Source organism: Blautia sp. SC05B48 (assembly GCF_005848555.1).
Lineage (GTDB): Bacteria > Bacillota > Clostridia > Lachnospirales > Lachnospiraceae > Blautia_A.
This window is the reverse complement of the sequence record NZ_CP040518.1, coordinates 3,198,515-3,221,284: the sequence shown is the minus strand read 5'-3', so window position 1 is coordinate 3,221,284 and position 22,770 is coordinate 3,198,515. Positions and strand designations below refer to the sequence as shown.

Here is a 22,770-nt window from a genome sequence, read left to right as displayed (position 1 = left end):
TACGCAGCTGAGGGCAGGATTACTCCTGCCCCTCTGCATTTTTCAGGAAAATGATACGGGTATGGTATTTTTTATGCTGTCATTATGGGAATATCGATCATATCTGGATTTCTCATTTACAAAAGTCAGCGATGCATTTTTGTTTTGCATTGTCAGAGCAGCCGTACCGGAAGCAATCTTCCGGGGATCTGTACCATATGCAGGTGCAGCGCCTTTTATGATGCGGACATTCTCTGTATTTGCCCATACCTCTTTCAGATAATAGCGTAGTACCGGTTTTTCCCAGACCGTATACTGCCCCAGCGGGATATTCCTGAGAGTGACCGATAATGTTGCATATCCATTTTTATCAGTTTCATAGCTTCCTCTGGTAAAGGTCACATAATCCTCATATCTGTGAGGATTTCCGGATAGATCCGTACCTTCTGCCACAAAGGAAAAGGTTGGATTTCCATGAGCCCAGGTAATATCCTCCTCTTTGATCTTTTTTACGATGGTGATATTTCCCAGCGGAAGTGTTACCGGAGTATTCTCTGCTTTCAGATCCACAGTATCCGTATCTGTATTTGCTTTTTTCTGGAAGATTACCTCCTTTTCATATTTGCCTGTATAGTTCTCCGGATTTTTTGTTTCCACTACTTTGAACCTTCCCTGATTGGCATCTGTAAGCACCAGCTCTTCAGTAGAGTACCATCCGGTTTCTACGTCAAACTTCAGGATACTCTGCCCGCCCAGGTCATCCTGGTAAGTCTGGTTCTCTCTGTTCCACTGAAGCACAGTAAATTCAGCATCTTCCAGAACTTCCCCGGTATAAATGTCTGTTTTTCTCAGTCGGATCACTCCTGTATATTCCTTTTCCTTTTCATTGACAACTTCAAAGGAAAGGCGGGCATCCTTGTCTGTGATATTTACTTCTTCTTCCCAGCTTCCTGTATATCCGGGCGGAGTCTTTGTTTCCATGATCTTATATTTTCCCTCATTATCCGAGGTCTTTAAAAGTTCACCGCTTACATAAAGCTCACTTGAGCTATCATAATTCAGGAGTGTTCCTTTTTCTTTATAGGCTTTTTTGGCTGCGCTGTATTCATAAAGTGTAAACTCCGCACCCTTCAGGACCTCACCGGTCTTCGCATCGATCTTACGAACCTCTATCCTTCGTTTTTCGTTCTGATAGTTCACTGCTTCAAACAGAAATTCCTGCTTTTCTCCCGGCTTTTCCAACGTAAAATTTTTCTGCCAGTTTCCGGTGTAATTGGGTGGAGCTTTTGTCTCCCGTACACGGAATTTTCCCTGATTGTCTTCGGTATAATTAAATTTCTCGGAGTTATAGATACGTTTCTGTCCATCATAAGTCAGTTTTTTTAAGGTTACATAGCTTTTGCTTTTTTTACTCCACTGATACAGGGTAAATTCAGCTCCTGCCAGTGGATCACCGGTATTTCCATCTTTCTTTCTGATGGATACTGTTCCACTGATATCCATGATATCCGTTACGTTGACGGTTGTTGTCTTTCCACCGGTTACTGTAAGATTTTTGATAACGGTGTTCAGCTTGTATCCGGCAGCGGTTTTAGTTTCCTTCACATAATATTTTCCGGGAAGCAGCTTTGAAAAAAGGATCTCTCCACTGGCGTTTGTTGTTCCGGATGAAACCTTCTGATCCTTACTGTACATAGTCCGGTATCCGGAGGTCAGAGCTTCTGCTGCAAACAGTCCGTACTGCGCTCCCTGGATCAGTTTTCCCGTGTTGGGTTCCTTCTTGACCAGCTTTGCATTGCCGTAAACCGATGGCTTTACTGAAAACGAAAGGCTTCCTCTTGTTCCCTGATATACGTAAGCGCCAAAATCCTGTACTCCATCTTTTCCTGCCTGTGCACTTCCGTCAACCAAGATATAGGAAACCGGCTGAAGCAGCATTTTGCAGGAAAACTTCTTTGTAGCAGATGCATTTAACGGAAAGATCAGAAAAAAGTATGCTCCATCCTTCAGGTTCAGGCTTGTTCCCGACATCATTTTGGGATTGGATTTGTGAGAATTATACTCCGCTGCACTTGTCCAGTAGGCAAGCTGCCATTTTTCTGCAGCTCCTCTGGTAATGGTGATCCCATTTCCTGCTTTTGCTCCGTCTGTCACTTTCATAAGAGTACTCATCTGAAATCCGTCCTTCATACTGTCCGGAACAAAGGGAAAACCTGCTGGTCTGCTTCGGAATACACTTAAGGGGATCGTCTTTCCGGATGCTGCCGACCAGGAACCATCTTCGGAAACATAAACGGCTGCCTTGTTTCTTGCAGGGATCGTCAATGTTTGGATCTTATCGATCAGGCGGTTTATCCCTGTATGTTCTACTTCTGCTGCTGTGGCATATCCACAGTCATTAAAGTATACCTTTGACAATGCAATATGCGTGAATACATAACGGTTCTGCCATTTTGACCAGTCTATGTGACTGCAGGAGGGGTCATATCCGGTCCCCAGATCCCCCGGTCCTCCGTAACCAAAGTACAAAAGCTTTTGGATCACAGAATTAGTCAGTGCTTTTACTGCCTCATTCTTCAGTGTCATACTGTCCAGCCCATCCTGGGTCGCTTTCAGGCAATACAGAGGTGAAACCTTCTCCTCTCCTGTATCATCGATATAATGTACAGAACGATACGTACATCCCATACGGGTTTTATTTCCGGGACCAAGAAAATCATTGGCAGCTGTCCAGATCTCATCGCAGTAAACCCTGGTCCAGCTGTCCAGATAATACTGGGACGGGGAAAGTGCTGTAACTGCAAGGGAATCCTCTCCCTCTGAAATCACTTCCGCACTGCCTGCTTCCAGGATCTTCCCCGGAAGTGCTGCAGAAAGGGCAATGATCTCTCCGTTTTCAATCTCCTGGATCAGTTTTTGATCCTCTTCGCTTTCCGCTGTGAGGATTTCTGCATTTTCTTCCGTAAAAACGATAAATCCCGGATCTTCCGCCTGCTCCGGTGTTTCTGTCAGAGCTATATTTTCTCCTTCTTCTGAAGCAACTTCCGGTTCGGTCAGCTCATCACTGTCAGTATTTTCAGCATTATCTTCACCTTCTTCAAAAGCTTCCTCCACCGTTTCCTGTTCAGGCAAGGCTGTCGGAACCAGCATCTCGGCCTCCCCAGGCTGAGACGTCGCCGGAATATCCGGGGCCTCCTCTTCTTTCTCCGGTTCTGCCTGTTCCTGCTGCGGATCTGCTGATACCGAACTCATATCTGCTGCAGGACTGGCCGAAACCACAAGAGAAGAAGCTGTGATCATCAATGCCATCCATGCACCGATCATTCTTCTTTTCAATTTTTTCGTCCTCCTTTCCATAGCGTCAGACTGCAGGTAAGCAACGCCATACCAGCCATCAGTGCAAACAGGAGCACAGGAGATTCATCTCCGGTCTTCACTGGTGTTGTCCTTACCGAAGAACTGTTATTTCCGGAAGCTCTTTCTGTGGCTTCTTTCCTGTCATTCCGGCGTGGGACGGAACTGGTTTCCAACGTCTCCTGATCCTCCTCCACAGAAAAGATCCATTTCACGTCTGCTGCCCGAAGAGCATATAAATTATCCAGCTCTGCCGGAACCGTAACTTCAAATCTCATGTTTCCTTTTTCTCCACTGGAAAATTCCCCCAGGGACACGGCTTTATTGAGAGACACAGCCAAAAGATCCCCGGAATACAGCTTTTTATGATTCATGGTGATCACCAGCTTCAGCTTTTTCAGAAATTCCTGATCCTTTACCGATTTACATTCCGGTGATGTGCGGAAGAATATCTCTGCAGCATGCTCCGTTGTGTTACTGATCTCTACAGAATCATGAAAAACATCTCCCGGCATTGCCGTTGAAAATCCGGAAAAAAAGTCTTCCGGAGCTGCGATCAGTTTGTGCGCGTTTCCTTCAAACTTCACCTTCAGATCCACCGGACTTTTTTTCTGAACCACAAGACCATCGGTATCGTGGATACATCTTAAGATCTTCTGATTTCCCCAGGGTGACATGGCACGGAAATCCGGTGCAAAATTTGCCGCCTGGACAGCATCTGCCACGATGGTGATCCCCAGCTTCTTATCCTGGTAGGATTCATCCCATTGGGATGGTACAGTCACACCGGTAAAAATATCCACGCTGTCTCCCTGTTCCAGCTTCCTGGTATAATAAAAATACTCTCCCTTCCGGATCCATCTCGGTGACATTCCTGTAAGATTCCTGTCATCCAGACCATCCAAACCTTCCAGATCATCTGTATAAGAGATCTTCACCCTTACCCAGCATGGCTCTGAATGATTGGTGATCCTGGGGATCTTGGATATCTCATCTCCCGGAAGAACGATCCGGCGATCCTGATATTTCATTTCTCTGCCGTCCTTTTTTTCCAGTTCCCTGAGAGAAATATTGATATCTCCCACTGCTATGTGATTGGTCACTGTCACGGAATCTGAAAATCTGGCATAAGCAGCCGTGCACGCCAGGATACTGCCTGCTATAACAGCACCTGCCAGCAGGACTTTAAGGTGTTTCTTCAAGCATTTCCCCTCCTTTCTGCCTGAGCAGAAACCGGATATGAAAAATACCTCCACGCACTTTCATAATCTGAAAATCCTTCTGCCTGTACAGCTTCCTCATAAACATTGATCTCAAAATCTTTAATGCTGTCCCTGTAAGTATCATCGATCTTCTGGGGATCAATCTGAAATCCGGTACACAGAGGAGCTGTTTTTTCTCCCTCGGATATCTTTTTGCGGTAGTAATAATAGCCGTCCTGACTGTTATACACCCAGTTTGCCGTATCCAGACCTGTTAATTTTACGCCTCTGCCGATATCGTCATTGGAGTAGGAAAGGGACATCCTCACATAGCAGTCTGCCTGGAACCCTTTCACACTGCCGGAAAAATTCCCGATCCGGATCTCTTTTCTGTAGGACGGACCATTCTCCATAGGCGTAGGTGTAGGATCCGGAAAATCCTCCTCGATCTCCGTTGTCACATACCCCACAGCAGCAGAATTTATCTTTTTTTCGAAATCTGAAAAATACGCCGCAGTCCCTGCTGCACACAGGAGCCCTGTTGTCAGGAGAAAAAAAGCGGGTCTTTTTAATCTATTCATTTCGTGACACCACCGGCCTGTCCTTTATTCTGATTTACATATTTCTGGTAAGCAGCAGTTGCCTGCTCCAGAACCGTAGTCTTGTCATCACCGGTATTGGTAGCCTGGATCGCATAAGCCCGTACCGGCATATCGATCTGCTGTGTATCCAGCTGACCTTCGATGATATTGGCAAAGGTTACTGTATCAAAAAGAGTTGTTGTCTTTGTTCCCGGCTTCAGGATGTGATTATATGCATAGGTATAGACCATATTCTGCCCCACTTCGGTCCGCTCCAGCTGTGTCCAGTCCTTGTTTTTGGTGAAGCTGAACAGCTCTGTTTTTGCAAGCGCATTCCTGGTGCCATCCTTGGCTGCCGTGATCACATTTCGGACCGGAACAGAAACTTCCAGATATACAAATGCTTCATTTACTCCTTTATTTGATACATAGGGGTCCTTCCGGATCACCTGAGTAGGAACCAGATCTGTATTGTCCTCCGGTTTCCAGTTAGGCTCATCCAGGTCGATATCCACTTTTCCTACGGTAAAGCTGTTGGTTGCCGTTTCAAAATCCGTAAGATATGCCGCTGTTCCTCCGGCTGCCAGTGCAGTGATCACAGCAGCAAGTGCGATTCCTTTTACCAGTTTTCTGTTTTTCATCATGATTAAATTCCTCCCTGTATTTTTTTCTTTTTTGGGGTATATGCCAGATCAAAGAGTACTGACAGACATGCCGCAATGCAAACTGCGGCAAAAGGGATCCGGGCTTTCAGAAAATGGATCACGTAGCCCAGATAAGGCAGGTGAAAGACTACCCGCCCGATGATCTGTGACGCCTCTGCGGGAACAGGATCTTCTGTCTTGTTGGCGTCACCTTTTGTGATAAAGATATCCTTTTCTTTTTTTACCACTCTGTGGGTGACAACGGTATCTCCGTTATGAAAAGTAATGATATCTCCCTTTTTCGGAGAAAACTCTCCTTCCTTTGTAAAAACCACAGCTCCGGTTGGAATCTCAGGTTCCATGGAACCGGAATAGACCACATAGGGCCGGATCCCGAAAAGTCCGGGAATTAAAAGTACCAATGCTGTCACCAGCATCAGCCCAAGAACCGTGTTGCCGATACATCGAAAAAATATTTTCATTCCTGTATTCTGTTCTATATACGATATTTGATGATCACTTCCCTCTGCAGGGAAAGAAACAGTGTTCGGACATCAGAAAAATTCCGGCGGAGACCTGCTCCACATAAATTGAGCCATAAAAAAGTCCTCCCTGTATAGCAGTTAATATGGCAGTTCGCAACATGCTCCCATCACTTAAACTCGCAGATCTTGAAGTGGGGACAAGCATGATCAAAATGATAATACAGCAAAAATACTGAATGGAAATTATTCGAGCAGATATGCTCAGATGTACAGTTCCTCTCATCACATACAGAGATGGAAGAATTCCTGCAACATTTGTTAAAAAAGATTTGTTTCAGATGATGTTATTATAGGGTTCGCAGCCCCGGAAGTCAATCAAATTCGTCCGACAGGATTCGACACTGGTTTCTCAGCGGGTATGTCTGCCACCCTATTTTTCATAAGCTGACAGACCCTGCATCCGCACAACGCCAGATTTTTTTACAGCTGTACCAGAGAGTAAATATATTCCAATGGAAGGAGCAGCAGATCACAGATTTCCCGTTCTTCCTCTTCTTTATTTCCGGAATTTACCGGCAATTCGATCCGGAAAGCCGGCTGACGGATCATTTCTCCGTAATACTGTTCCGGCCTGCCTGTGCTCCTTCGCCCGTTCTGCACTTCTCGTTCTATTGCCAGCTGCTCCAGCTTTCCCCTGGTACATTTTTTTAAGTGACGTGCAAGACGGTAGCATCTCTGACCAGTGGAAAAATTCTGATCCCGCCGGTAATAAACCACCTTTTTCCCATATCCACAGAAAACCAGCAGGCCACGTCCTCCGTATTCCTGAAAGATCCGGATCAGCGCCCGTGTCTCATTTTCACTGGCAGGCTGCTGATGGATCTTTTTTCTGCTGCAGAAGGTGGTGGGAAAATTCCGTGCAGTATCCATTCCTCTTGCATTCCCCTCGAATTCATCACAGGGAACATCCTGCATTTTCAGCATCTGACGGAAAATGGGATTTCGCACAGTATTGTAGCCCTTCCGGCAGATCTCATATCCATCCGGATTGACCACCGGTATGATACAAAGCCTGGTCTGATCCAGGAGCTTTTTTACCTCATAAAGCTCGTCCACGGTCCAGTTGCATTCATATATCCTGCAAAGCTCCAGTGCCATCCTGGTAAGCCTGTCCGTCATCTGTCCATCCGTTCCGGAAAAGCCGGCCACACAGAAAATACAGGCATCTCCATGTCCGATCTCCAGCATAGGGATCATCCGGTCATCGTGGCTTTTTCCGATCACCCGAAACTGCGTAAAGCCGCTGTAACGCCTGGCAGCCTCCCACAGTGAATAATAAATTGCTTCGTAGGTTTTATCCTGTACTGTATCCATGATGTTCCCTTCCTTCCGTCTTTATACATGTTCGTTATTATGTATATTATGCGAAAGGGCATAAAAAAAGAACCGGTTTAACACCGATTCCTTTTGTTTACAAAATAATTCAGGATACCGCCTCCGATGATGATCACCAGCGCAACTGCAACCACTCTTTTCGCTGCCTCCTGAGGAAGCTGGCCCTTGGAGCCAATAGAAGCCTCATAAAAGGTCAGTGTATAATCGATCTCATGAGGGGCACCCATGGCCAGTGTATCTGCGATCACTTCCATCTTATCATCCAGGGCAGTTACCGGGACAGTAAAAACAGAATTTCTGCCTTCCTCACTCTCATTGAGATATTTTTCCCCATCTACGATCATGTAATCATAGTTGGAGCTGCTCCACTGGAGCCGTGCATACATCTTCCCCTCTTTTACCAGCATCAGTGCGGGGGAAGAAACGCTGGCCTTTCCGCTTCCGCCTTCCAGTTCCACCTGTATGGAATATTCTCCGTCCTCCAGATCTGTTTTCACTGCGTTCTCTCCATCTGCAGCCAGAACCTGTATAGGGCATAGCAGCAGCATAGCCAGAAGAAGCAGCATTATTGTTCTCATCTTGTGTTTCATGGTTTTCTCTCCGTTTTCTGTTTTTCCTTCGTATCACTATAGCACAACGCTCCTTTTCTGTAAAGAACATCTCAGAGTTGTTGAAATGTCTCTTCTTTTCCAGTATAATAGAGTGAAATTTGCATACAAACGAAAGGAAATGAACAGAGATGATCGAAACAAAAAATCTCACAAAAAAATTCGACAGTTTTACGGCTGTGGATTCTCTGGATCTTCGCATAGAAACCGGCGAATTTTTTGGTCTGCTGGGGCCCAACGGTGCCGGAAAGACTACCACGATCAGTCTGCTTTCCACTCTGCTCCTGCCCACAGAGGGCGAAATCCTCATTGACGGGCAGACACTTGGACGCAACCGACCGGATCTGAAGCGCAAGATCAGCGTGATCACGCAGGAATATTCCATGCGCCAGGATATGAACATGGACGAGATCATGGAATATCAGGGCCGTCTTTATTTCATGCCACGAAAAGAGATCAAACGGAAAACTGAAGAGCTTCTGGATTTCTGCGGACTTCTTCCCTTCCGCAAGCGGACTGTAAGGAAGCTTTCCGGTGGTATGAAACGAAAGCTTATGGTATGCCGGGCACTTCTCACAAGTCCGGAGATCCTTCTTCTGGACGAGCCCACTGCAGGCATGGACGCGCTATCCAGACGACAGATGTGGAATCTTCTCCGTCAGCTGAACGGAAAAAATCTGACCATTCTTCTGACAACCCACTATATGGAAGAGGCACAGTCTCTCTGCAACCGGGTAGCACTTATGGATCACGGAAAGCTGGAGGAGATTAATACTCCATCGGGCCTGATCGACGGCCTGGGCAAATACACCGTAGATCAGGAAACACCGGAAGGTGCAAAAAGCCACTACTTCCACAGCCGGGAAGAGGCCATCTCTTTTCTGTCCTCTCTGGACGGACAGTGCACCCTTCGGGAGACAACTCTGGAGGATGTTTTTGTGGAGCGCGCAGGCAGGCATCTGATGCAGCGATAAGCCGGCGTCAGCCACAGTTATCTTATAATTTAACAGAATGGACGATGAATTATCATGGGAATACTTACTATTTTATGGGAAAAATGGGTGGAGTTCCGAAGGGATTTCTATAAGATCACGCTGGCAGCTATGATCGCGCCACTGATGTATCTGATCGTTTTTGGAATGGGGATCCAGACCTCCTCACATGGGGAGCCTTATCTGAATTTCCTGATCCCTGGTGTGGTTTCACTGACTACAATGAACGGAAGCTTTAATGCCATCGCACAGAATCTGAATGTGCAGCGTCTTTATGAGAAAGCCTTTGACCAGGTTATGATATCTCCGACACCTCTGTGGCAGTTTATTGCCGGACAGATCATCGGAGGCAGTCTCCGTGGGCTTTATGCAGGAGGGATCATTCTTCTTCTGACTATGCCGATCGGAACCGGTCTTGTATTCAACGGATGGTCATTACTGGTGATGTTCCTCAACGGTGCTGTATTTTCTGCCATCGGTGTTGTGGTTTCTTTCCTTGCAAAGAACCATGCGGATGTACCTCGTTTTTCCAACTATATCATTATGCCAATGGCTTTTTTGTGCAACACCTTCTTCTCTACAGAGAAGATCCCGGGCTTTCTTGGGAATTTTGTAGCTGCTCTTCCATTGTCACAGACCAGTCATCTGATTCGTACCATTGCTTCCGGCGGTGGAGTCAATTACCTCAGTATCCTGATCCTGACAGTCTATCTTATTGCATTCAGTATTGCAGCTTCCTGGTTTATCTATAAGAAAAAGAATCTGTAAATTTATCTTTATAATAAAATCACCAGCTTTCCTGTTCTTTCGGAAAACCGGTGATTTTTTTATTTCTTATGCTACTTTGGCTATTGTGCGTTTAAATATCTTTTTTTCTTCTTCTCACGATCACATATCCACCTGCAAGAAGTGATGCCACTGCCAGTGCGGACATGGTTCCGACCGGTGAGTTATCAGCTGTTGATACTGCGTTTCTGGATCTGGTTCCGTTGCCTCCGTTGGAGGATGTTGCGGATGCCTCTCCTGTTATTGTTGCGTCCGGATTAGAGCCTGTCTGACCGCCGCCATATGAACCATCTGCTCCCGGAGTTCCGGTAGGTGTCAGTTTTGCAGATTTAAACTGATATACCGCAGATTCAATAGTATCTGTCTGCTGCCACTGACCACCGGTGTAGATGTATTTCTGGAAGAATACATACAGGTTGTATGTAGCGTCTTTGTTGATTCCCTTGGCGGAACCAATCTTCCATGCTGTATGCATCTGGCTTTGGGTTGGGTTTGCAGCTGTACTCCAGTAAACCGGAACCCACTTCACATCACCCTCATTTGGATCCTGGTTGGTTGTTCCTGCACCGATCACAGTAAATTCATAGAACTGATTCGGATAGAACTGAATTGCCTCGTCCAGTCCCTGTACTATGCTCTCTTTTACATCCGGGATGTATGCATTCGGTGTGTTAGTCGGAGTTGGATCTGCAACTTTCGGTCTGGAATCTTCTTTAAATGCTATTTTCAATGGATTCGTCAAAACACCATTCTTATCTTTGATCTGGATATAAAGATCAATTGGATTGTCAGAGTTTAAATCCTCAAGACCGATATTAAATTTCTTATCAGCAGTAAACGTTGTCTGTTTTCCGGTAGATGTAAGATCTTTCGGAGTGGCAGACGTGCCATCACTGTTACGAGAAACCCATTTATAATAACAGGTACCGCTCTTATTCGAAATAAGAGTAACATTCGCAGATGTATGGTTGATCCATGAAAATCCAACCCATCTGACATTTGCCGGACGCTTAGCTTCATCCAATGCAATCTTCTTTGGTGTACTTACAGTTCCATCAGTTCCTTTGATGCTCACATAAACATCAATTGCATTGTTTGCATCCAAATCTTTCAAACTGATCGTGAAATCCTTATTTGCAGAAACATTTTTTCCCTTGCTCATTTTATCAACTGTCGGAGCTTTGGAACCACGATTTACCCATTTATAATAGTACACACCAGCTTTATCAGAACGCATAGTTACAGTAGCAGATGTATGACCTTTCCATTTGTAGCTTACGTTGGAAATCTTCGCAGGTGTTTTCGCTGTTTCTTTCAAAGTAACAGTTGCAATCTTTGTTACTGCTGACTCTGATCCATCTTTCGCTACTACCTGTACATAGAGATCAATCGCATCACCTTTCAGGTTTTTCAGATCAATCTTAAAATCTTTGTTTTCAGTGATCTCAATATTGCTGTCTTTAGTTGTGCTAATGGAAGGTTTATCCGCTCCCTTTGCCACCCATTTATAATAGCATGTACCACTCTTATCGGACTGAAGAACTACTTCTGCAGTTGTTGCAGTTTTTCTCTTTGCGCTGATTTTAGTAACCTTTGGTGCTGCCGGTTTCGGATTGTCTGGATTCTGTGCCTGGGTTACTGCAATCTCCTTCTTTACACCTTCACCAACAATGTTGTTACCACTTTCACTTTCTTTTACCCATATATAAAGGTCAATAGTCTTGTCTGTGACATTGGTAAGTTTCAGGGAAGTGGTTTCTCCTGCCTTAACCGTTCCACCTTCTATAGCTTTCTCGATAGTCGGAGCTTCCGCACCTTTTGCAACATATTTATAGAAATATGTACCTGCTTTATCAGATGTGAAGGTTACAGAAACAGTATTTGCTTCTTCACTTGTAGCACTATCAATAGTAATCGTTGGTTTATTAGAAACAAGCTGACCTGTAGCTGTATTTATTCCATAACTCTGGTCGCCTTCATAGCTCATCGCATTAACTGCTTTTGCAAATGCATCCGCAGCTAAAGATTCAGGTTTCTGGAAAACTGTATAGTCAACTGTCGGATTCTCTACGGAATATCCAATATTCTGATTCTCAAATGCGCCGGCAATGATGATACTTCCTGCACTCTGATCCTGCTGTCCTAATACGATATTGGATTTTACGCTCTTATCTCCGCTTGTATAGTTCTCGATAATCTTCGGTTCGTCTGCTGCAGCATTCGTTCCTTGTTCCAGGGAAATCGTACCTGTGCTGTAAACAGCTCCACCTGTAGATACATTATCTTTGATCTCGCCACCTGTAATCACAAGTTTACCGCTGTTTTTAACTGCCGCACCTACTGCAGTAGAGACATTCTTAGAAAGAGTAACGCCTGTCGTCATCACAAATTTAGCGCCAGCTTCTACAGAAACGATCGATCCATCTGCTGCGGTTCCGTCGTTTTTATTACCTTCAACAGAAAGTTTACCGATTTCTGAGGAACCGTCACCTTCATTCTGTGTCATGGACAAAATACTTCCTGCACTCACCTTGAACATATCACCTGCAACACTCCCACGTCCAACTACGGTTGTAGCATCTGTTGCACCAAAAATTGCAATATTCTTTTTGGCAGGAACGGTAATAGTATCTGTGAGATTAAACGATGCACTGATCAGAATCTTATAAGCAGATGTATATAAATCACTATCATCAATAGATCCTGTAAAGTCAGGTGCATTATTAATCGCTGCCTGTAGTTCTTCCGCAGTAGTAACAGTTGCATCTGCCGCAGTAGTTTGCTGCTCCTGCTGCGCCTCTTCCGCCTGGGCCTGAGCTGCTGCCTGGGCCTCTGCTTCTGCCTGAGCCTGAGCTGCTGCCTGGGCCTCTGCTTCCGCCTGGACCTGGGCTGCTGCCTGGGCTTCGGCCTCTGCCTGAGCCTGAGCCGCTGCCTGCGCTTCGGCCTCTGCCTGGGCGTCGGCTTCACTCTGTGACTGGTCATCCACAGCCGCTCCGTCATCTGGTGTTTCTGTATTCTCGTCTGCAGTCGGTGCTTCTGCCTCTGTTACCGCTCCGGTATCTTCAGCGGCAAACGCTGCGGCAGGTGCCATTCCAACAGTCATGGAACCTGCAAGCAGGACTGCAAAAAGCTGCTTTTTTTTCATTTATAAGTCCTCCTGTTATGAGTTAGTCTTTTTAAATCCAATTACCAAAAAGTATAGCACAACACTTCAAAAAAGTAAAGCGGACCGAAAAACCCGCTTTACTTTATTGTGTTACGGACGTACCTGTCCATTACCATAAATGATATACTTGGTGGTGGTCAGTGCAAGGAGTCCCATTGGGCCTCTTGCATGGAGCTTCTGGGTACTGATCCCGATCTCCGCACCGAATCCAAACTCATTTCCATCGGTGAATCTGGTAGAAGCGTTCACATAAACTGCTGCTGCATCTACCTCATCCAGGAATTTCTGGGCATGGGTATAATCATTGGTAATGATAGCCTCCGAATGCTTTGTATTATATTTATTGATATGTGCAATGGCTTCCTCCACGGAATCCACTACCTTTACAGAAAGGATATAGTCAAGATATTCAGTTCCCCAGTCCTCTTCTGTTGCAGGAACTGCTCCCGGCATCAGAGCCTTTGCCGCTTCATCTGCGCGGACCTCCACATGCTTTTCCTTAAGGCGTCCGGCCAGTACCGGCAGGAAATCGTCCTTCACCTTGCGGTTTACAAGAAGGGATTCGCATGCATTGCATACGCCCACACGCTGGGTCTTTGCATTGATCACAATATCCGCTGCCATCTGAAGATCTGCAGTCTCGTCCACATAGATATGACAGTTTCCGGTTCCGGTCTCGATGACAGGGATCGTACTCTGGTTTACCACTGCTTTGATCAGTCCTCTTCCGCCACGTGGGATCAGTACATCCACATACCGGTTCAGCTTCATAAATTCCGCAGCCGTTTCTCTGGAGGTATCCTGGATCAGCTGGATAGCATCCTCGGTAATGCTGCAGGCTTTTAATGCCTCACGGATACAGTTGACAATGGCAGTATTGGAATGAATCGCGTCGCTTCCACCCTTCAGGATCACGACATTTCCGGTTTTGAAGCAGAGACCGAATGCATCTGAGGTAACATTGGGACGTGCTTCGTAAATAATGCCGATCACACCTAAGGGAACACGTTTCTGCCCGATCAGAAGTCCGTTGGGACGTTTTTTCATACCGGTAACTTCCCCGATGGGATCTTCAAGACCGGTAAGCTGACGAAGTCCGTCTGCCATTCCTTCGATCCTCTCCGGTGTCAGCATCAGACGGTCGATCAGTCCTTCCGGCATCTGATTCTTTTTGCCGTTTTCCACATCCAGGGCATTGGCCTTCAGGATCTCATCGGTATGAGCGACAAGAGCCTTTGCCACAGCTTCCAGGGTTTTATTTTTGTCATTTGTGGAAAGATTTCGAAGGACTGTCTCCGCATCTTTCGCATTCTGTCCCAATTTTTCAAGCATTTCATTCATTTTCAAATATTCCTGCCTTTCTTTCTGTCTTTACAGCAATATCTTACTGTGCATCGCGGTATATATTCTCTTCCGTCACAATAACCTGCGGACAGATATCCGTAGGCTCTGTGGGAACCTCCGGAAGGATCTGGAAGGAAAATCCTACTGCAACGCGGCAGACCTCCGGATGTTTTTCCAGAAAGCGGTCATAAAAACCGCCGCCATAGCCTACCCGGTTACAGTTCACGTCAAAAGCCACCCCAGGCATGACCATCATGGCTTCTTCCCAGGAGACCTTTTCTCCGTCTTCCTTTGGCTCCGGGATCCCGAAATAGCCGGATTCCAACTGACTGAAATCGGTCAGTCTGTAAAATACCATATCCTTCCCGAAAACCTTTGGCACTGCCACTTCCTTACCGTCTTTCCAGGCCTGTTCGATAATATAGCGTGTGATCACTTCATGGTTATAATCTGCGTATGCCATGATCCGTTCTGCATTCCGGTATTCCGGAAGCTCTGTCAGGGCCTCTGTGATCCGGAGACTGTTTTCCCGGATCCAGGCATCGGTATGTTCTTTTCTGGCTTTGAAGATCTTTTTTCTAATTTCCTTTTTTTCTTCCATATTTTTCTCCAAGATTGGTGATGCTGCCATCCTTTTCTTTGATATCGATGTTATTCAGATGCGCACGGAGATTCCCCTTCACTGCATCCAGATATTCTCTCCGAAGCTTCGCCTGTTCCACCTTTTCTTCCTCGGTAAGACCTACACTTTTCTGTTTATGCGCCAGTGCGTTGATCCTGTCGATCTTGATATTATCCATCATAATCTTATTCTCCTTAAAGCAGTTTTTCGATATAATCAATGAGGAAGAATTCTTCCTTCTTGTTTCCTACAAATAATGTTCCGCAGCTCCTGCCTTCCACGATCCTGTGGATGTTGTGGAAGTCATTTCCGTTGGCAATGACCATGTCCGCCCCTGCCGCAGTGGCGATGATCGCAGCGGTAAGCTTGGTCGCCATTCCGCCGGTGCCCACATTGCTTCCTGTGGAGGATTTGCCAAGCTTACGCATATTGTCATCCATGTTTTCTACAATATCGATAAACTGTGCATCCGGATTGGAATTGGGATCGTCTGTAAAAAGACCGTCAATATCGGACATGAGGATCAGAAGATCCGCATCGATCAGTGCAGCAACCACGGAGGAAAGGGTATCGTTGTCTCCGAATTTTACCAGGTTCTGGAATTCGTAGGAGGATACCGAGTCGTTCTCATTTACAATGGGGATCACCTTTTCTGCCAGAAGCTGCTGGAAGGTATTCTGGGCATTCCTGCGGTTGGTATTGTTGACCATGGTATTCTTGGTCATCAGGATCTGTGCCACCATCTGATTGTATTCCCCGAAAAGCTTCTGATAAATGGTCATTAGCCTGGCCTGTCCCACAGCTGCACAGGCCTGCTTTTTCTCAAGCTCTGCCGGCTTTCCCTTCATACCCAGTGCAGCTGCACCTACCGCAATGGCTCCGGAGGATACCAGCACTACGTCTTTCCCCTGGTTATGAAGGTCGCTGAGCTCTCTGGCCAGGATCTCCAGCTTACGGAAATCCAGTCTTCCTGTTTCTGCGTGGATCAGTGATGATGATCCGATCTTGATAACAATACGTTTCTTGTCTTTCAGTCGTTCCCTGTAATTTGCGTTCATGTTTTTGGTTTCTCCTGATACCTGTATATTAGTCTTACTGATAAGTGACGGAATCGATCCTGTCATTCTGTACGATCTCCACCCAGGTAGTACCCGGATTCAGGCGGATCTCCTGTTCATTTCCGTCGTAATAATGCGTGATCCCCCATGGAGAATCCTTCTCCCAGCGGATATCAATGGCTTTGCCTCTGGTAATAAATTTGCCCTCTCCGCCGGAAATGGCATCAATATTCAGATAGCCGTTTCCATCGTAAGCCGGACAGGATGAATACTGAAGGATGATATTGTCGCAGGTAAGCTGTTCATTATCCAGCTGATCCACATGTTCCCTGCCAAACTGGAATCTCTTATATTCCTTTGTCTCTTCATCGTATTCATACCACGGATGATTATCAGTAAAATTATCCAGCTTCACAAGGCTGGCTGTGATCCCATCCGGTACGGTCTCTGTACCATCTTCTGCAAAAAGATAATGTCCGGTATATTCTTCTTTATATTCCTGGCTGTATCCCATAGCATCTATGCCTGCCTGAAGGTGGCTGGCATCTGTATAGGCATTGTGAGGTGCCTTCCGGTCTGTTGTACGGAAAAAAGCAAGCTTGCCGATCTGGATCCCGTTAAGGTTATCGATCACATGCTGCTCCAGATAAGGCAGTGCATAGGCAGCCTGTCCGTAGTGGGCATAGATCGCATTAAATTCGTTGGCGTAAAAGAGATAATAGTCACGGCAGCTGCGAACGGAACCGATCCGTTCCAGCTCATCATAATCTTCGAGAATGCCCATAAGACGGGTAATATTACCTTCCACCGGCGCTTCGTAGACAACACCGGCATGTCCGATACCACTCTGCGGAGCTCCGACACTGTTGTTGCCCATCATCACGGCAACCGGTCTCCTACGTCCAATGCTCTCCGGAACATTTTCGCCGGTGAGATAACTCTTTACCTGGGTTTCTTCCTGTTTCTCCCCATTGGGGACAAAACCTACCAGATCCTGCCCGGCTCCAAAAGCGGGAACAGTCTGGGCAATGCAGATGCATGCAGCTGTGATACCTGCCAGTATACCTGTCTTTTTCATTCTCATATATTACCTCCTTTTCTTAAAGCGGAAAAGCTTTCCGCTTAGCTTTTCTGTGGGACAGCACGTGATCATTCGCTGTATTAGCGGTTGATCCCCAGTTCCTTCAGTGCTGCTGCCTGCTTGGCTTCCATGACCTTTGCCTCATCCTCTGTCATATGATCATAGCCCAGAAGATGCAGCATACTATGTGCCACCAGGAAACAGAATTCCCTCGTCACACTATGTCCGTATTCCTCTGCCTGGGCAAAAACCTTAGGCACGGAGATCATGATATCTCCAAGAAGGAGTTCATCACTGTCCAGATCAAAGTAGGACTCATCCTCTTCCACAACGGAATAATCCGCCGGTGTCTCAAAGGGGATCATAGGAAATGACAGCACATCTGTAGGAGCCTGGATATTCCGGAATTCCGTATTTACCCTCTTAATCTCCTCGTTATCTGTCAGGACAAGATTGACCTGTCCGTCATAGGGGCATTTCTCCATTTCAAGAACCTTGTCCGCAACCTGGGATGCAAGGGCAGCATAGTCAATGCCTAACTCCTGATCTGTCTCATATTCGATATTTATGGTCATCTTCTGTACTCCTTATTTTTCACAGCATACCTGTCATCCTTCCTGGATTTGGCAGGCTTCTGTTTTTTTTCATAATCGTCATAGGCCTGCACGATCTGCTGTACAAGTGGATGACGTACAACATCCTTGCTGGTCAGCTGACAGAATCCGATGTCATCGATCTTCTTCAGCACCTTCATCGCCACATCCAGACCGGACGTGGCGTCCCTGGGAAGGTCCTTCTGGGATGCATCGCCTGTGATGATCACCTTGGAACCGAAGCCGATCCTGGTCAGGAACATCTTCATCTGGGCAGGTGTGGTATTCTGCGCCTCATCCAGGATGATAAAGGCATTATCCAGTGTACGCCCTCTCATATAGGCAAGAGGGGCAACCTCGATGAGCCCCTTCTCCATGTTTTTGGCAAAGCTGTCTGCCCCCATGATCTGATACAGTGCGTCATAAAGAGGACGCAGATAGGGATCGACCTTGCTCTGGAGATCGCCGGGAAGGAATCCCAGCTTCTCTCCTGCCTCAATTGCCGGTCTGGTAAGAATGATCCTGGAAACCTCCTCATTGCGAAAAGCAGTTACTGCCATGGCCATGGCAAGATAGGTTTTGCCGGTTCCGGCAGGTCCCACACCGAATACGATCATCTTCTTACGGATCTGTTCCACATAGTCCTTCTGTCCGAGGGTCTTGGGTTTGATCGGCCTGCCCTGTATGGTATTACAGATAAAATCCTTGTCGATCTCCTCCATCACGGATCCAATCTTCTCCATAGCAAGGGAAAGTGCGTAATTCACATTCTGCTGTGTGATGGTATTGCCTCTGCCCGCAAGTGTGTTCAGTTCCTCCACGATTGCCCTGGCCTGTGTGGCTCCCTCCTGGCTTCCCAGGATCTTAAGAGAACCGTCACGGAAGATCATGGTTACGTTCAGAGTACGTTCGATCAGCTTCAGATGCTCGTCAAACTGTCCGAAAATATTCGCCTGGCGGTCTGCCGGCACATCCACATATAATTCGATAATGCTGCTAGCCATCCTCTGGTGTCCTTTCTTTTGGCTGCGTCTTTTTTTCTGTGGGGGCTTCTCTTCCGGTCCTTTCAATGACGGTAAGAGTGCCTCTGCTGACGCAGTCCTGGTGATTTATTTCTATTTTAACATTATTTTCAGATATTTGAACCCCTTTTTCTATTAATTTTTCTTCATAATCATAAAGCCTCTGTATGGCCTGTTTTTTGGCGGCATCCTCTGTCAGTCTTTCTTTTCGGAGCTCAAACCTGTTGGTAGTGATGATCCCCAGGGAAAAAGGAACCTGAAAGATCCCGGTACTGAAAAGAGATTCCCGGCAGATAAGACGATCTTCATTTTGCTGCAGAGGAGAAGAAAGGTCCAGGAAACTGCTTCCAAGCTGAAAAAAAATCGTTGTTTTATTTTTACCGGGCCATACCTTTTTCTCTATGTCCAACGGAAAGGTATCGTAATAGGCAATGGAATGACAGACGTAAATATCCGCATCTGCCTGAACATACTCATAGCGGATGACCTCCTGGCTGTCATCTGTGATATCCACGATCCCGGAAACCAGTTCCTGGCCTTTTTTTATTTCATCCCCGGCTCTGACAAGAGGAGTTCCCTGCCGTGTGACCATGGAATCGATCACTCCGTCCAGAGTCGAAAACAGACTGCAGGATTTATCTTCCGGCTCTGCTTTTTCTCCGGCAGTTCCCTCCCGGATCTCAAAACGCAGGCCCGTTCCCGAAAATCCGGCAGACACCCAGGTGATCTCCGGAAATTCTCTTCGCAGGGAAGCTGCAAGTGCACTGCAGCTGATCTTCTTTCTGGATACTCCGAAACAGACCCCCTGCTCTTTCAGAAAGCTCATCAGCTGGGGAGTGGGATTTAAAATATTTCCCCGGATCTCAACGTTCCACACTCTGCCTGACAGAAAAAAAAGGAGGCAGAAAACTGCCAGAAACCCTGCAGGGATCATTTTTCTTCTTTTACAGAAAAGCAGAAAAAACAAAGGCCCTCTTTTTTTCAGGATGTGGATATGTACCCCTGTTTTTCTCCGCAGTGGCGAGATCTGCAGAAAATCCGCTACCTTCATAGTCAGCTGAAGCTCCGTCTCACCGGTACGGATGATCCTTTTCAGATCCATTTCCCTGCCTCTGCACAGATTCACAAACCGCTGGCACTGCTGCCCCTTAACAGAAACCCGCACAAAACCTGGGATCATTACTTATTTCCCTCCTCCAGCGTAATGCTTTCGATCTGCCCGCGGATACATAGTTCAAGGGTTGTGTAGCAGGGGATCACAAGGTTTTTCCCACGGATCACAAGTCTGCCGGAAGGTGTCAGTATCAGGATCTCCTCCCTTGTATAGCTCTGGATATTCCGGTAATTTTCGATCACTGCCCGGCGTTTTCCCGTAAGTATCACCTGCACCTCCCGAAATGCCGGTTCCCCGGGAAGCTCCAGAAAAGCTGACATTTTTCTCATTAAAAAAATCCTCCGGCTTTTATCATTAATCTATGCCGGAGGATTTCTTCTTATGTATCTTTCGCTGTATCTGCTTTTTGTCTTTTATCTGCGGATCAGCACCATAGAAAACCAGAGAATGGTATTTCCACCCAGATTGTATTCCATAGCTTCCTTTTCTACGATCTCACTGACTACCACGCCATAGCTTTCCAGACATGGATGCATATGCTCCGGAAAACGGCATGGTTTTCCGTCCAGATAGGCACAGCGTTCACAGAAGTCACAGGATTCCGTGGAAAGCGTAAAGGTCTCATAGCCCTCTCCCTCCAGAAAATCACGTACCTTCTCTGTAAGCGCTTCGTGTTCCATTCTTGTGGAAAGCATCTCCTTCATGTTCATGATATCCGATACCTCCGCAACGCTGGAAAAGAAAACTGCTCTCGGATAGCTCCGGATCTTCTTTTCGCATTCTGACAGCTCTCCCACTGCCGGAGGACAGGCCCATGTGCTCCCATAACGTTCACATTCCTGTTTACAGATCGTACGCACACGTGACTGTACTTTAATATCCCCTGTATCCAGCACACGATACTCAAAAATGGGATACTGGGAAATAAATTCATCAAATTTTTCTTTTATACTGTTCATACCTTTAAGATCTCCTGTTCTCCAAAAAGGCTCATAACTGCTGCCTCATAGTCACCAAAATGCTGGGATTTTTTGATCTTTTTCAGATATCTGGCATAATTGGTAAAGCCCGGTGCCATATAACTCCACAATTCCTTCATGCGAAAAAGTACATTTCGTTCTCCTGAAAGATGTTCCTGATAATCCCGGTAAAGACGGTCATGAAACTGACGCAGCTTTTTCCGGTATTCTTCCCGGTGATCCTCTCCGTCTTCTTTTTGCATAATGGCATCCAGAAGATAGGGCCTTGCGATCAGGCCTCTTCCGTACATGACGCTGTCTGCATCCGGAAATTTCTCCCGGATTTCCTGATAAGCCTCCACTGAAAAAATATCCCCGTTATATCCCAAAGGAACCTTCAGCTTTTCCCTTGCCTCCTCATACAGTCCATATCTGGGAATCCCCTTATAATGATCCTTCAGAAGGCGTGGATGGATGATCAGCTCCTTCAGCGGATATCTGCCGTAGATCTCAAGAAGCCGTTCCCAGTCTTCCTCATAATCCGTTCCCACTCTCGTTTTTATGGAGATCTCCATACCGGTCTTTTCGAAGATCTCATCCAGAAAACGTTCCAGCTTATCCGGCTCGCCCAGGAAACCGGCACCCTTTCCCTTGGCTGTGACAGTTCCCGAGGGGCATCCCAGATTGAGATTTACTTCCCTGTGTCCGTATTCATCCCGGAAGATATGCGCTGTTTTCACAAAATCCTCCGCATTGTTGGTCAGGATCTGGGGAATCACCGGAAGATCTCCGTTGGTTTCCGGTGATACCTCTTTGATCTCCTTGCTGCTGAGACGTTTATTGGGCTTGGCAGTGATGAAGGGAGTAAAGTATTTATCCATGGGATAAAAATAGTCATGATATGCATTCCGATAGACCCAGTTGGTTACGCCCTCCATAGGTGCCAGATAATTCTTCATTGTTTATCCTCCTTCATGCGGAAATAGATCTGCTTTCTCCCTCCGCTTCCCGTGGGGATCCTGCCTGTTTCATAATTTCCCAGAGATTTGATAAAGGGGGTCAGCTTGGAATATCCGTAATTACGCACATCAAAATCCGGAAGTCGTTTCCCAAGCTGGTCACCCAGCTGTCCGGAGGAAAGCCATCCCTCTTCGTCAGAAAATTTCTCGATGATAGCATTAATGGCCTTGCGTACCCGCTTGAGGTCTTTGTTCTTCCTGGAGCCGGAGCTGCTCTGTTTGCTGCTGTTTCCGGATTTTTTAGCTTCTGCTGCAGTAGCCATATCTTCCTTCTTCTCTTCCTCCTGCTGGTTGCGGTAGAGAAGATCCAGATATTTAAACTGGTTGCATGCGGAAATAAACGGCTTCGGCGTCTTCTCCTCACCCATACCCAGGACCAGCATTCCGGATTCCCGGAGCCTTGCTGCCAGACGGGTGAAATCACTGTCCGAAGAAACAATGCAATATCCATCCACATTTCCGGAATACAGAATATCCATGGCATCAATGATCATCGCCGAATCGGTGGCGTTTTTTCCGGTGGTATAGCTGTATTGCTGGATAGGAATGATGGAATCCTCCAGAAGAACCTTTTTCCAGGAGGAAAGCCGTGCACTGGTCCAGTCTCCATAGATCCGTTTGTAGGTGGCTATGCCGATGTTTGCCACTTCATCCACGATGATCTTGATGTATTTGTCTGATACATTATCTGCATCGATCAGTATTGCAATTCTTAATTCATTGTCCATAAATCCAACCTTTTCTGTTTAATCTGTGCCATCTCCGA

Annotated in this window: 22 protein-coding genes; 2 read left to right on the top strand and 20 right to left on the bottom strand. The window is 46.4% G+C overall.

Annotation, left to right across the window (positions count from 1 at the left end; translation table 11 throughout):
- Window positions 1–42: 42 nt before the first annotated feature.
- The 7 genes from EYS05_RS14975 to EYS05_RS14945 form a co-directional block, all read right to left on the bottom strand.
- Entirely contained in the window at window positions 43–3,315 is a 3,273-nt protein-coding gene (locus tag EYS05_RS14975; RefSeq protein WP_138277482.1) for a SpaA isopeptide-forming pilin-related protein, read from the bottom strand.
- A complete protein-coding gene (locus EYS05_RS14970) occupies window positions 3,312–4,535 on the bottom strand; it encodes a hypothetical protein (RefSeq protein ID WP_138277481.1) in 1,224 nt (407 codons plus the stop codon). The genes EYS05_RS14975 and EYS05_RS14970 overlap by 4 nt, the downstream gene beginning before the upstream one ends.
- Complete coding sequence (locus EYS05_RS14965; RefSeq protein ID WP_138277480.1) at window positions 4,532–5,116, bottom strand: hypothetical protein; 585 nt, start codon at window positions 5,114–5,116, stop codon at window positions 4,532–4,534. Before EYS05_RS14965 ends, EYS05_RS14970 begins: the two co-directional genes overlap by 4 nt.
- Window positions 5,113–5,760: a TasA family protein gene (locus EYS05_RS14960; protein ID WP_110102296.1), complete on the bottom strand. Its 648-nt coding sequence runs from the start codon at window positions 5,758–5,760 to the stop codon at window positions 5,113–5,115. Before EYS05_RS14960 ends, EYS05_RS14965 begins: the two co-directional genes overlap by 4 nt.
- A 2-nt stretch (window positions 5,761–5,762) precedes the next feature.
- Window positions 5,763–6,242 carry a signal peptidase I gene (locus EYS05_RS14955; protein WP_110102294.1) on the bottom strand — a complete coding sequence of 160 codons (480 nt, stop codon included), beginning with the start codon at window positions 6,240–6,242 and terminating at the stop codon, window positions 5,763–5,765.
- Between the two features lie 483 nt (window positions 6,243–6,725).
- A complete protein-coding gene (locus tag EYS05_RS14950; protein WP_138277479.1) occupies window positions 6,726–7,619 on the bottom strand; it encodes a M14 family zinc carboxypeptidase in 894 nt (297 codons plus the stop codon).
- Window positions 7,620–7,696: 77 nt separating this feature from the next.
- Window positions 7,697–8,230 carry a hypothetical protein gene (locus EYS05_RS14945; protein WP_243119134.1) on the bottom strand — a complete coding sequence of 178 codons (534 nt, stop codon included), beginning with the start codon at window positions 8,228–8,230 and terminating at the stop codon, window positions 7,697–7,699.
- Between the two features lie 149 nt (window positions 8,231–8,379).
- Here EYS05_RS14945 and EYS05_RS14940 point away from each other — a divergent pair, with 149 nt between their 5' ends.
- Both EYS05_RS14940 and EYS05_RS14935 read left to right on the top strand, forming a co-directional pair.
- The gene (locus EYS05_RS14940) at window positions 8,380–9,222 is read left to right on the top strand and encodes an ABC transporter ATP-binding protein (RefSeq protein WP_021650530.1); all 843 of its coding nucleotides are present in this window, start codon (window positions 8,380–8,382) and stop codon (window positions 9,220–9,222) included.
- Between the two features lie 54 nt (window positions 9,223–9,276).
- On the top strand, window positions 9,277–10,008 hold the full coding sequence (locus tag EYS05_RS14935; RefSeq protein WP_110102289.1) for an ABC transporter permease: 732 nt from the start codon (window positions 9,277–9,279) through the stop codon (window positions 10,006–10,008).
- Between the two features lie 91 nt (window positions 10,009–10,099).
- Here the strand turns inward: EYS05_RS14935 and EYS05_RS17515 are convergent, their stop codons facing one another.
- The 13 genes from EYS05_RS17515 to EYS05_RS14870 all read right to left on the bottom strand — a co-directional run bounded on the left by EYS05_RS17515 (window position 10,100) and on the right by EYS05_RS14870 (window position 22,732).
- Window positions 10,100–13,171, bottom strand: a complete 3,072-nt coding sequence (locus EYS05_RS17515; protein WP_194149845.1) for a hypothetical protein — start codon at window positions 13,169–13,171, stop codon at window positions 10,100–10,102.
- Window positions 13,172–13,282: 111 nt separating this feature from the next.
- The gene (locus tag EYS05_RS14925) at window positions 13,283–14,533 is read right to left on the bottom strand and encodes a glutamate-5-semialdehyde dehydrogenase (RefSeq protein ID WP_021650533.1); all 1,251 of its coding nucleotides are present in this window, start codon (window positions 14,531–14,533) and stop codon (window positions 13,283–13,285) included.
- A 43-nt stretch (window positions 14,534–14,576) separates the two neighbouring features.
- The gene (locus EYS05_RS14920; protein WP_138277478.1) at window positions 14,577–15,137 is read right to left on the bottom strand and encodes a 5-formyltetrahydrofolate cyclo-ligase; all 561 of its coding nucleotides are present in this window, start codon (window positions 15,135–15,137) and stop codon (window positions 14,577–14,579) included.
- Window positions 15,115–15,336, bottom strand: coding sequence for a DUF896 domain-containing protein (locus tag EYS05_RS14915; RefSeq protein ID WP_044960849.1), 222 nt, complete (start codon window positions 15,334–15,336; stop codon window positions 15,115–15,117). Before EYS05_RS14915 ends, EYS05_RS14920 begins: the two co-directional genes overlap by 23 nt.
- Before the next feature lie 16 nt (window positions 15,337–15,352).
- Window positions 15,353–16,216, bottom strand: coding sequence for a glutamate 5-kinase (gene proB / locus EYS05_RS14910; protein ID WP_044960851.1), 864 nt, complete (start codon window positions 16,214–16,216; stop codon window positions 15,353–15,355).
- 34 nt (window positions 16,217–16,250) lie between these two features.
- Window positions 16,251–17,300, bottom strand: a complete 1,050-nt coding sequence (locus tag EYS05_RS14905; protein WP_227752257.1) for a DUF3048 domain-containing protein — start codon at window positions 17,298–17,300, stop codon at window positions 16,251–16,253.
- Between the two features lie 77 nt (window positions 17,301–17,377).
- Window positions 17,378–17,872 carry an rRNA maturation RNase YbeY gene (ybeY, locus tag EYS05_RS14900; protein WP_015524845.1) on the bottom strand — a complete coding sequence of 165 codons (495 nt, stop codon included), beginning with the start codon at window positions 17,870–17,872 and terminating at the stop codon, window positions 17,378–17,380.
- Entirely contained in the window at window positions 17,869–18,894 is a 1,026-nt protein-coding gene (locus EYS05_RS14895; protein ID WP_022426778.1) for a PhoH family protein, read from the bottom strand. Before EYS05_RS14895 ends, ybeY begins: the two co-directional genes overlap by 4 nt.
- Window positions 18,887–20,092 carry a sporulation protein YqfD gene (locus EYS05_RS14890; RefSeq protein WP_138277477.1) on the bottom strand — a complete coding sequence of 402 codons (1,206 nt, stop codon included), beginning with the start codon at window positions 20,090–20,092 and terminating at the stop codon, window positions 18,887–18,889. The genes EYS05_RS14895 and EYS05_RS14890 overlap by 8 nt, the downstream gene beginning before the upstream one ends.
- The gene (locus EYS05_RS14885) at window positions 20,092–20,355 is read right to left on the bottom strand and encodes a YabP/YqfC family sporulation protein (protein ID WP_021650540.1); all 264 of its coding nucleotides are present in this window, start codon (window positions 20,353–20,355) and stop codon (window positions 20,092–20,094) included. The genes EYS05_RS14890 and EYS05_RS14885 overlap by 1 nt, the downstream gene beginning before the upstream one ends.
- Window positions 20,356–20,439: 84 nt before the next feature.
- On the bottom strand, window positions 20,440–20,985 hold the full coding sequence (locus tag EYS05_RS14880; protein WP_138277476.1) for a DUF2284 domain-containing protein: 546 nt from the start codon (window positions 20,983–20,985) through the stop codon (window positions 20,440–20,442).
- Window positions 20,982–21,944 carry a tRNA dihydrouridine synthase gene (locus tag EYS05_RS14875; protein WP_110102278.1) on the bottom strand — a complete coding sequence of 321 codons (963 nt, stop codon included), beginning with the start codon at window positions 21,942–21,944 and terminating at the stop codon, window positions 20,982–20,984. Before EYS05_RS14875 ends, EYS05_RS14880 begins: the two co-directional genes overlap by 4 nt.
- A complete protein-coding gene (locus EYS05_RS14870) occupies window positions 21,941–22,732 on the bottom strand; it encodes an NYN domain-containing protein (RefSeq protein ID WP_110102276.1) in 792 nt (263 codons plus the stop codon). The genes EYS05_RS14875 and EYS05_RS14870 overlap by 4 nt, the downstream gene beginning before the upstream one ends.
- Window positions 22,733–22,770: the final 38 nt, after the last annotated feature.

Bases quoted from the DNA above. Each gene is read 5' to 3' on its own strand.
- EYS05_RS14965 (WP_138277480.1), bottom strand. From the start codon at position 5,116: ATGAATAGATTAAAAAGACCCGCTTTTTTTCTCCTGACAACAGGGCTC.
- EYS05_RS14960 (WP_110102296.1), bottom strand. From the start codon at position 5,760: ATGATGAAAAACAGAAAACTGGTAAAAGGAATCGCACTTGCTGCTGTG.
- EYS05_RS14955 (WP_110102294.1), bottom strand. From the start codon at position 6,242: ATGAAAATATTTTTTCGATGTATCGGCAACACGGTTCTTGGGCTGATG.
- EYS05_RS14950 (WP_138277479.1), bottom strand. From the start codon at position 7,619: ATGGATACAGTACAGGATAAAACCTACGAAGCAATTTATTATTCACTG.
- EYS05_RS14945 (WP_243119134.1), bottom strand. From the start codon at position 8,230: ATGAAACACAAGATGAGAACAATAATGCTGCTTCTTCTGGCTATGCTG.
- EYS05_RS14940 (WP_021650530.1), top strand. From the start codon at position 8,380: ATGATCGAAACAAAAAATCTCACAAAAAAATTCGACAGTTTTACGGCT.
- EYS05_RS14935 (WP_110102289.1), top strand. From the start codon at position 9,277: ATGGGAATACTTACTATTTTATGGGAAAAATGGGTGGAGTTCCGAAGG.
- EYS05_RS17515 (WP_194149845.1), bottom strand. From the start codon at position 13,171: ATGAAAAAAAAGCAGCTTTTTGCAGTCCTGCTTGCAGGTTCCATGACT.
- EYS05_RS14925 (WP_021650533.1), bottom strand. From the start codon at position 14,533: ATGAATGAAATGCTTGAAAAATTGGGACAGAATGCGAAAGATGCGGAG.
- EYS05_RS14920 (WP_138277478.1), bottom strand. From the start codon at position 15,137: ATGGAAGAAAAAAAGGAAATTAGAAAAAAGATCTTCAAAGCCAGAAAA.
- EYS05_RS14915 (WP_044960849.1), bottom strand. From the start codon at position 15,336: ATGGATAATATCAAGATCGACAGGATCAACGCACTGGCGCATAAACAG.
- proB (WP_044960851.1), bottom strand. From the start codon at position 16,216: ATGAACGCAAATTACAGGGAACGACTGAAAGACAAGAAACGTATTGTT.
- EYS05_RS14905 (WP_227752257.1), bottom strand. From the start codon at position 17,300: ATGAGAATGAAAAAGACAGGTATACTGGCAGGTATCACAGCTGCATGC.
- ybeY (WP_015524845.1), bottom strand. From the start codon at position 17,872: ATGACCATAAATATCGAATATGAGACAGATCAGGAGTTAGGCATTGAC.
- EYS05_RS14895 (WP_022426778.1), bottom strand. From the start codon at position 18,894: ATGGCTAGCAGCATTATCGAATTATATGTGGATGTGCCGGCAGACCGC.
- EYS05_RS14890 (WP_138277477.1), bottom strand. From the start codon at position 20,092: ATGATCCCAGGTTTTGTGCGGGTTTCTGTTAAGGGGCAGCAGTGCCAG.
- EYS05_RS14885 (WP_021650540.1), bottom strand. From the start codon at position 20,355: ATGAGAAAAATGTCAGCTTTTCTGGAGCTTCCCGGGGAACCGGCATTT.
- EYS05_RS14880 (WP_138277476.1), bottom strand. From the start codon at position 20,985: ATGAACAGTATAAAAGAAAAATTTGATGAATTTATTTCCCAGTATCCC.
- EYS05_RS14875 (WP_110102278.1), bottom strand. From the start codon at position 21,944: ATGAAGAATTATCTGGCACCTATGGAGGGCGTAACCAACTGGGTCTAT.
- EYS05_RS14870 (WP_110102276.1), bottom strand. From the start codon at position 22,732: ATGGACAATGAATTAAGAATTGCAATACTGATCGATGCAGATAATGTA.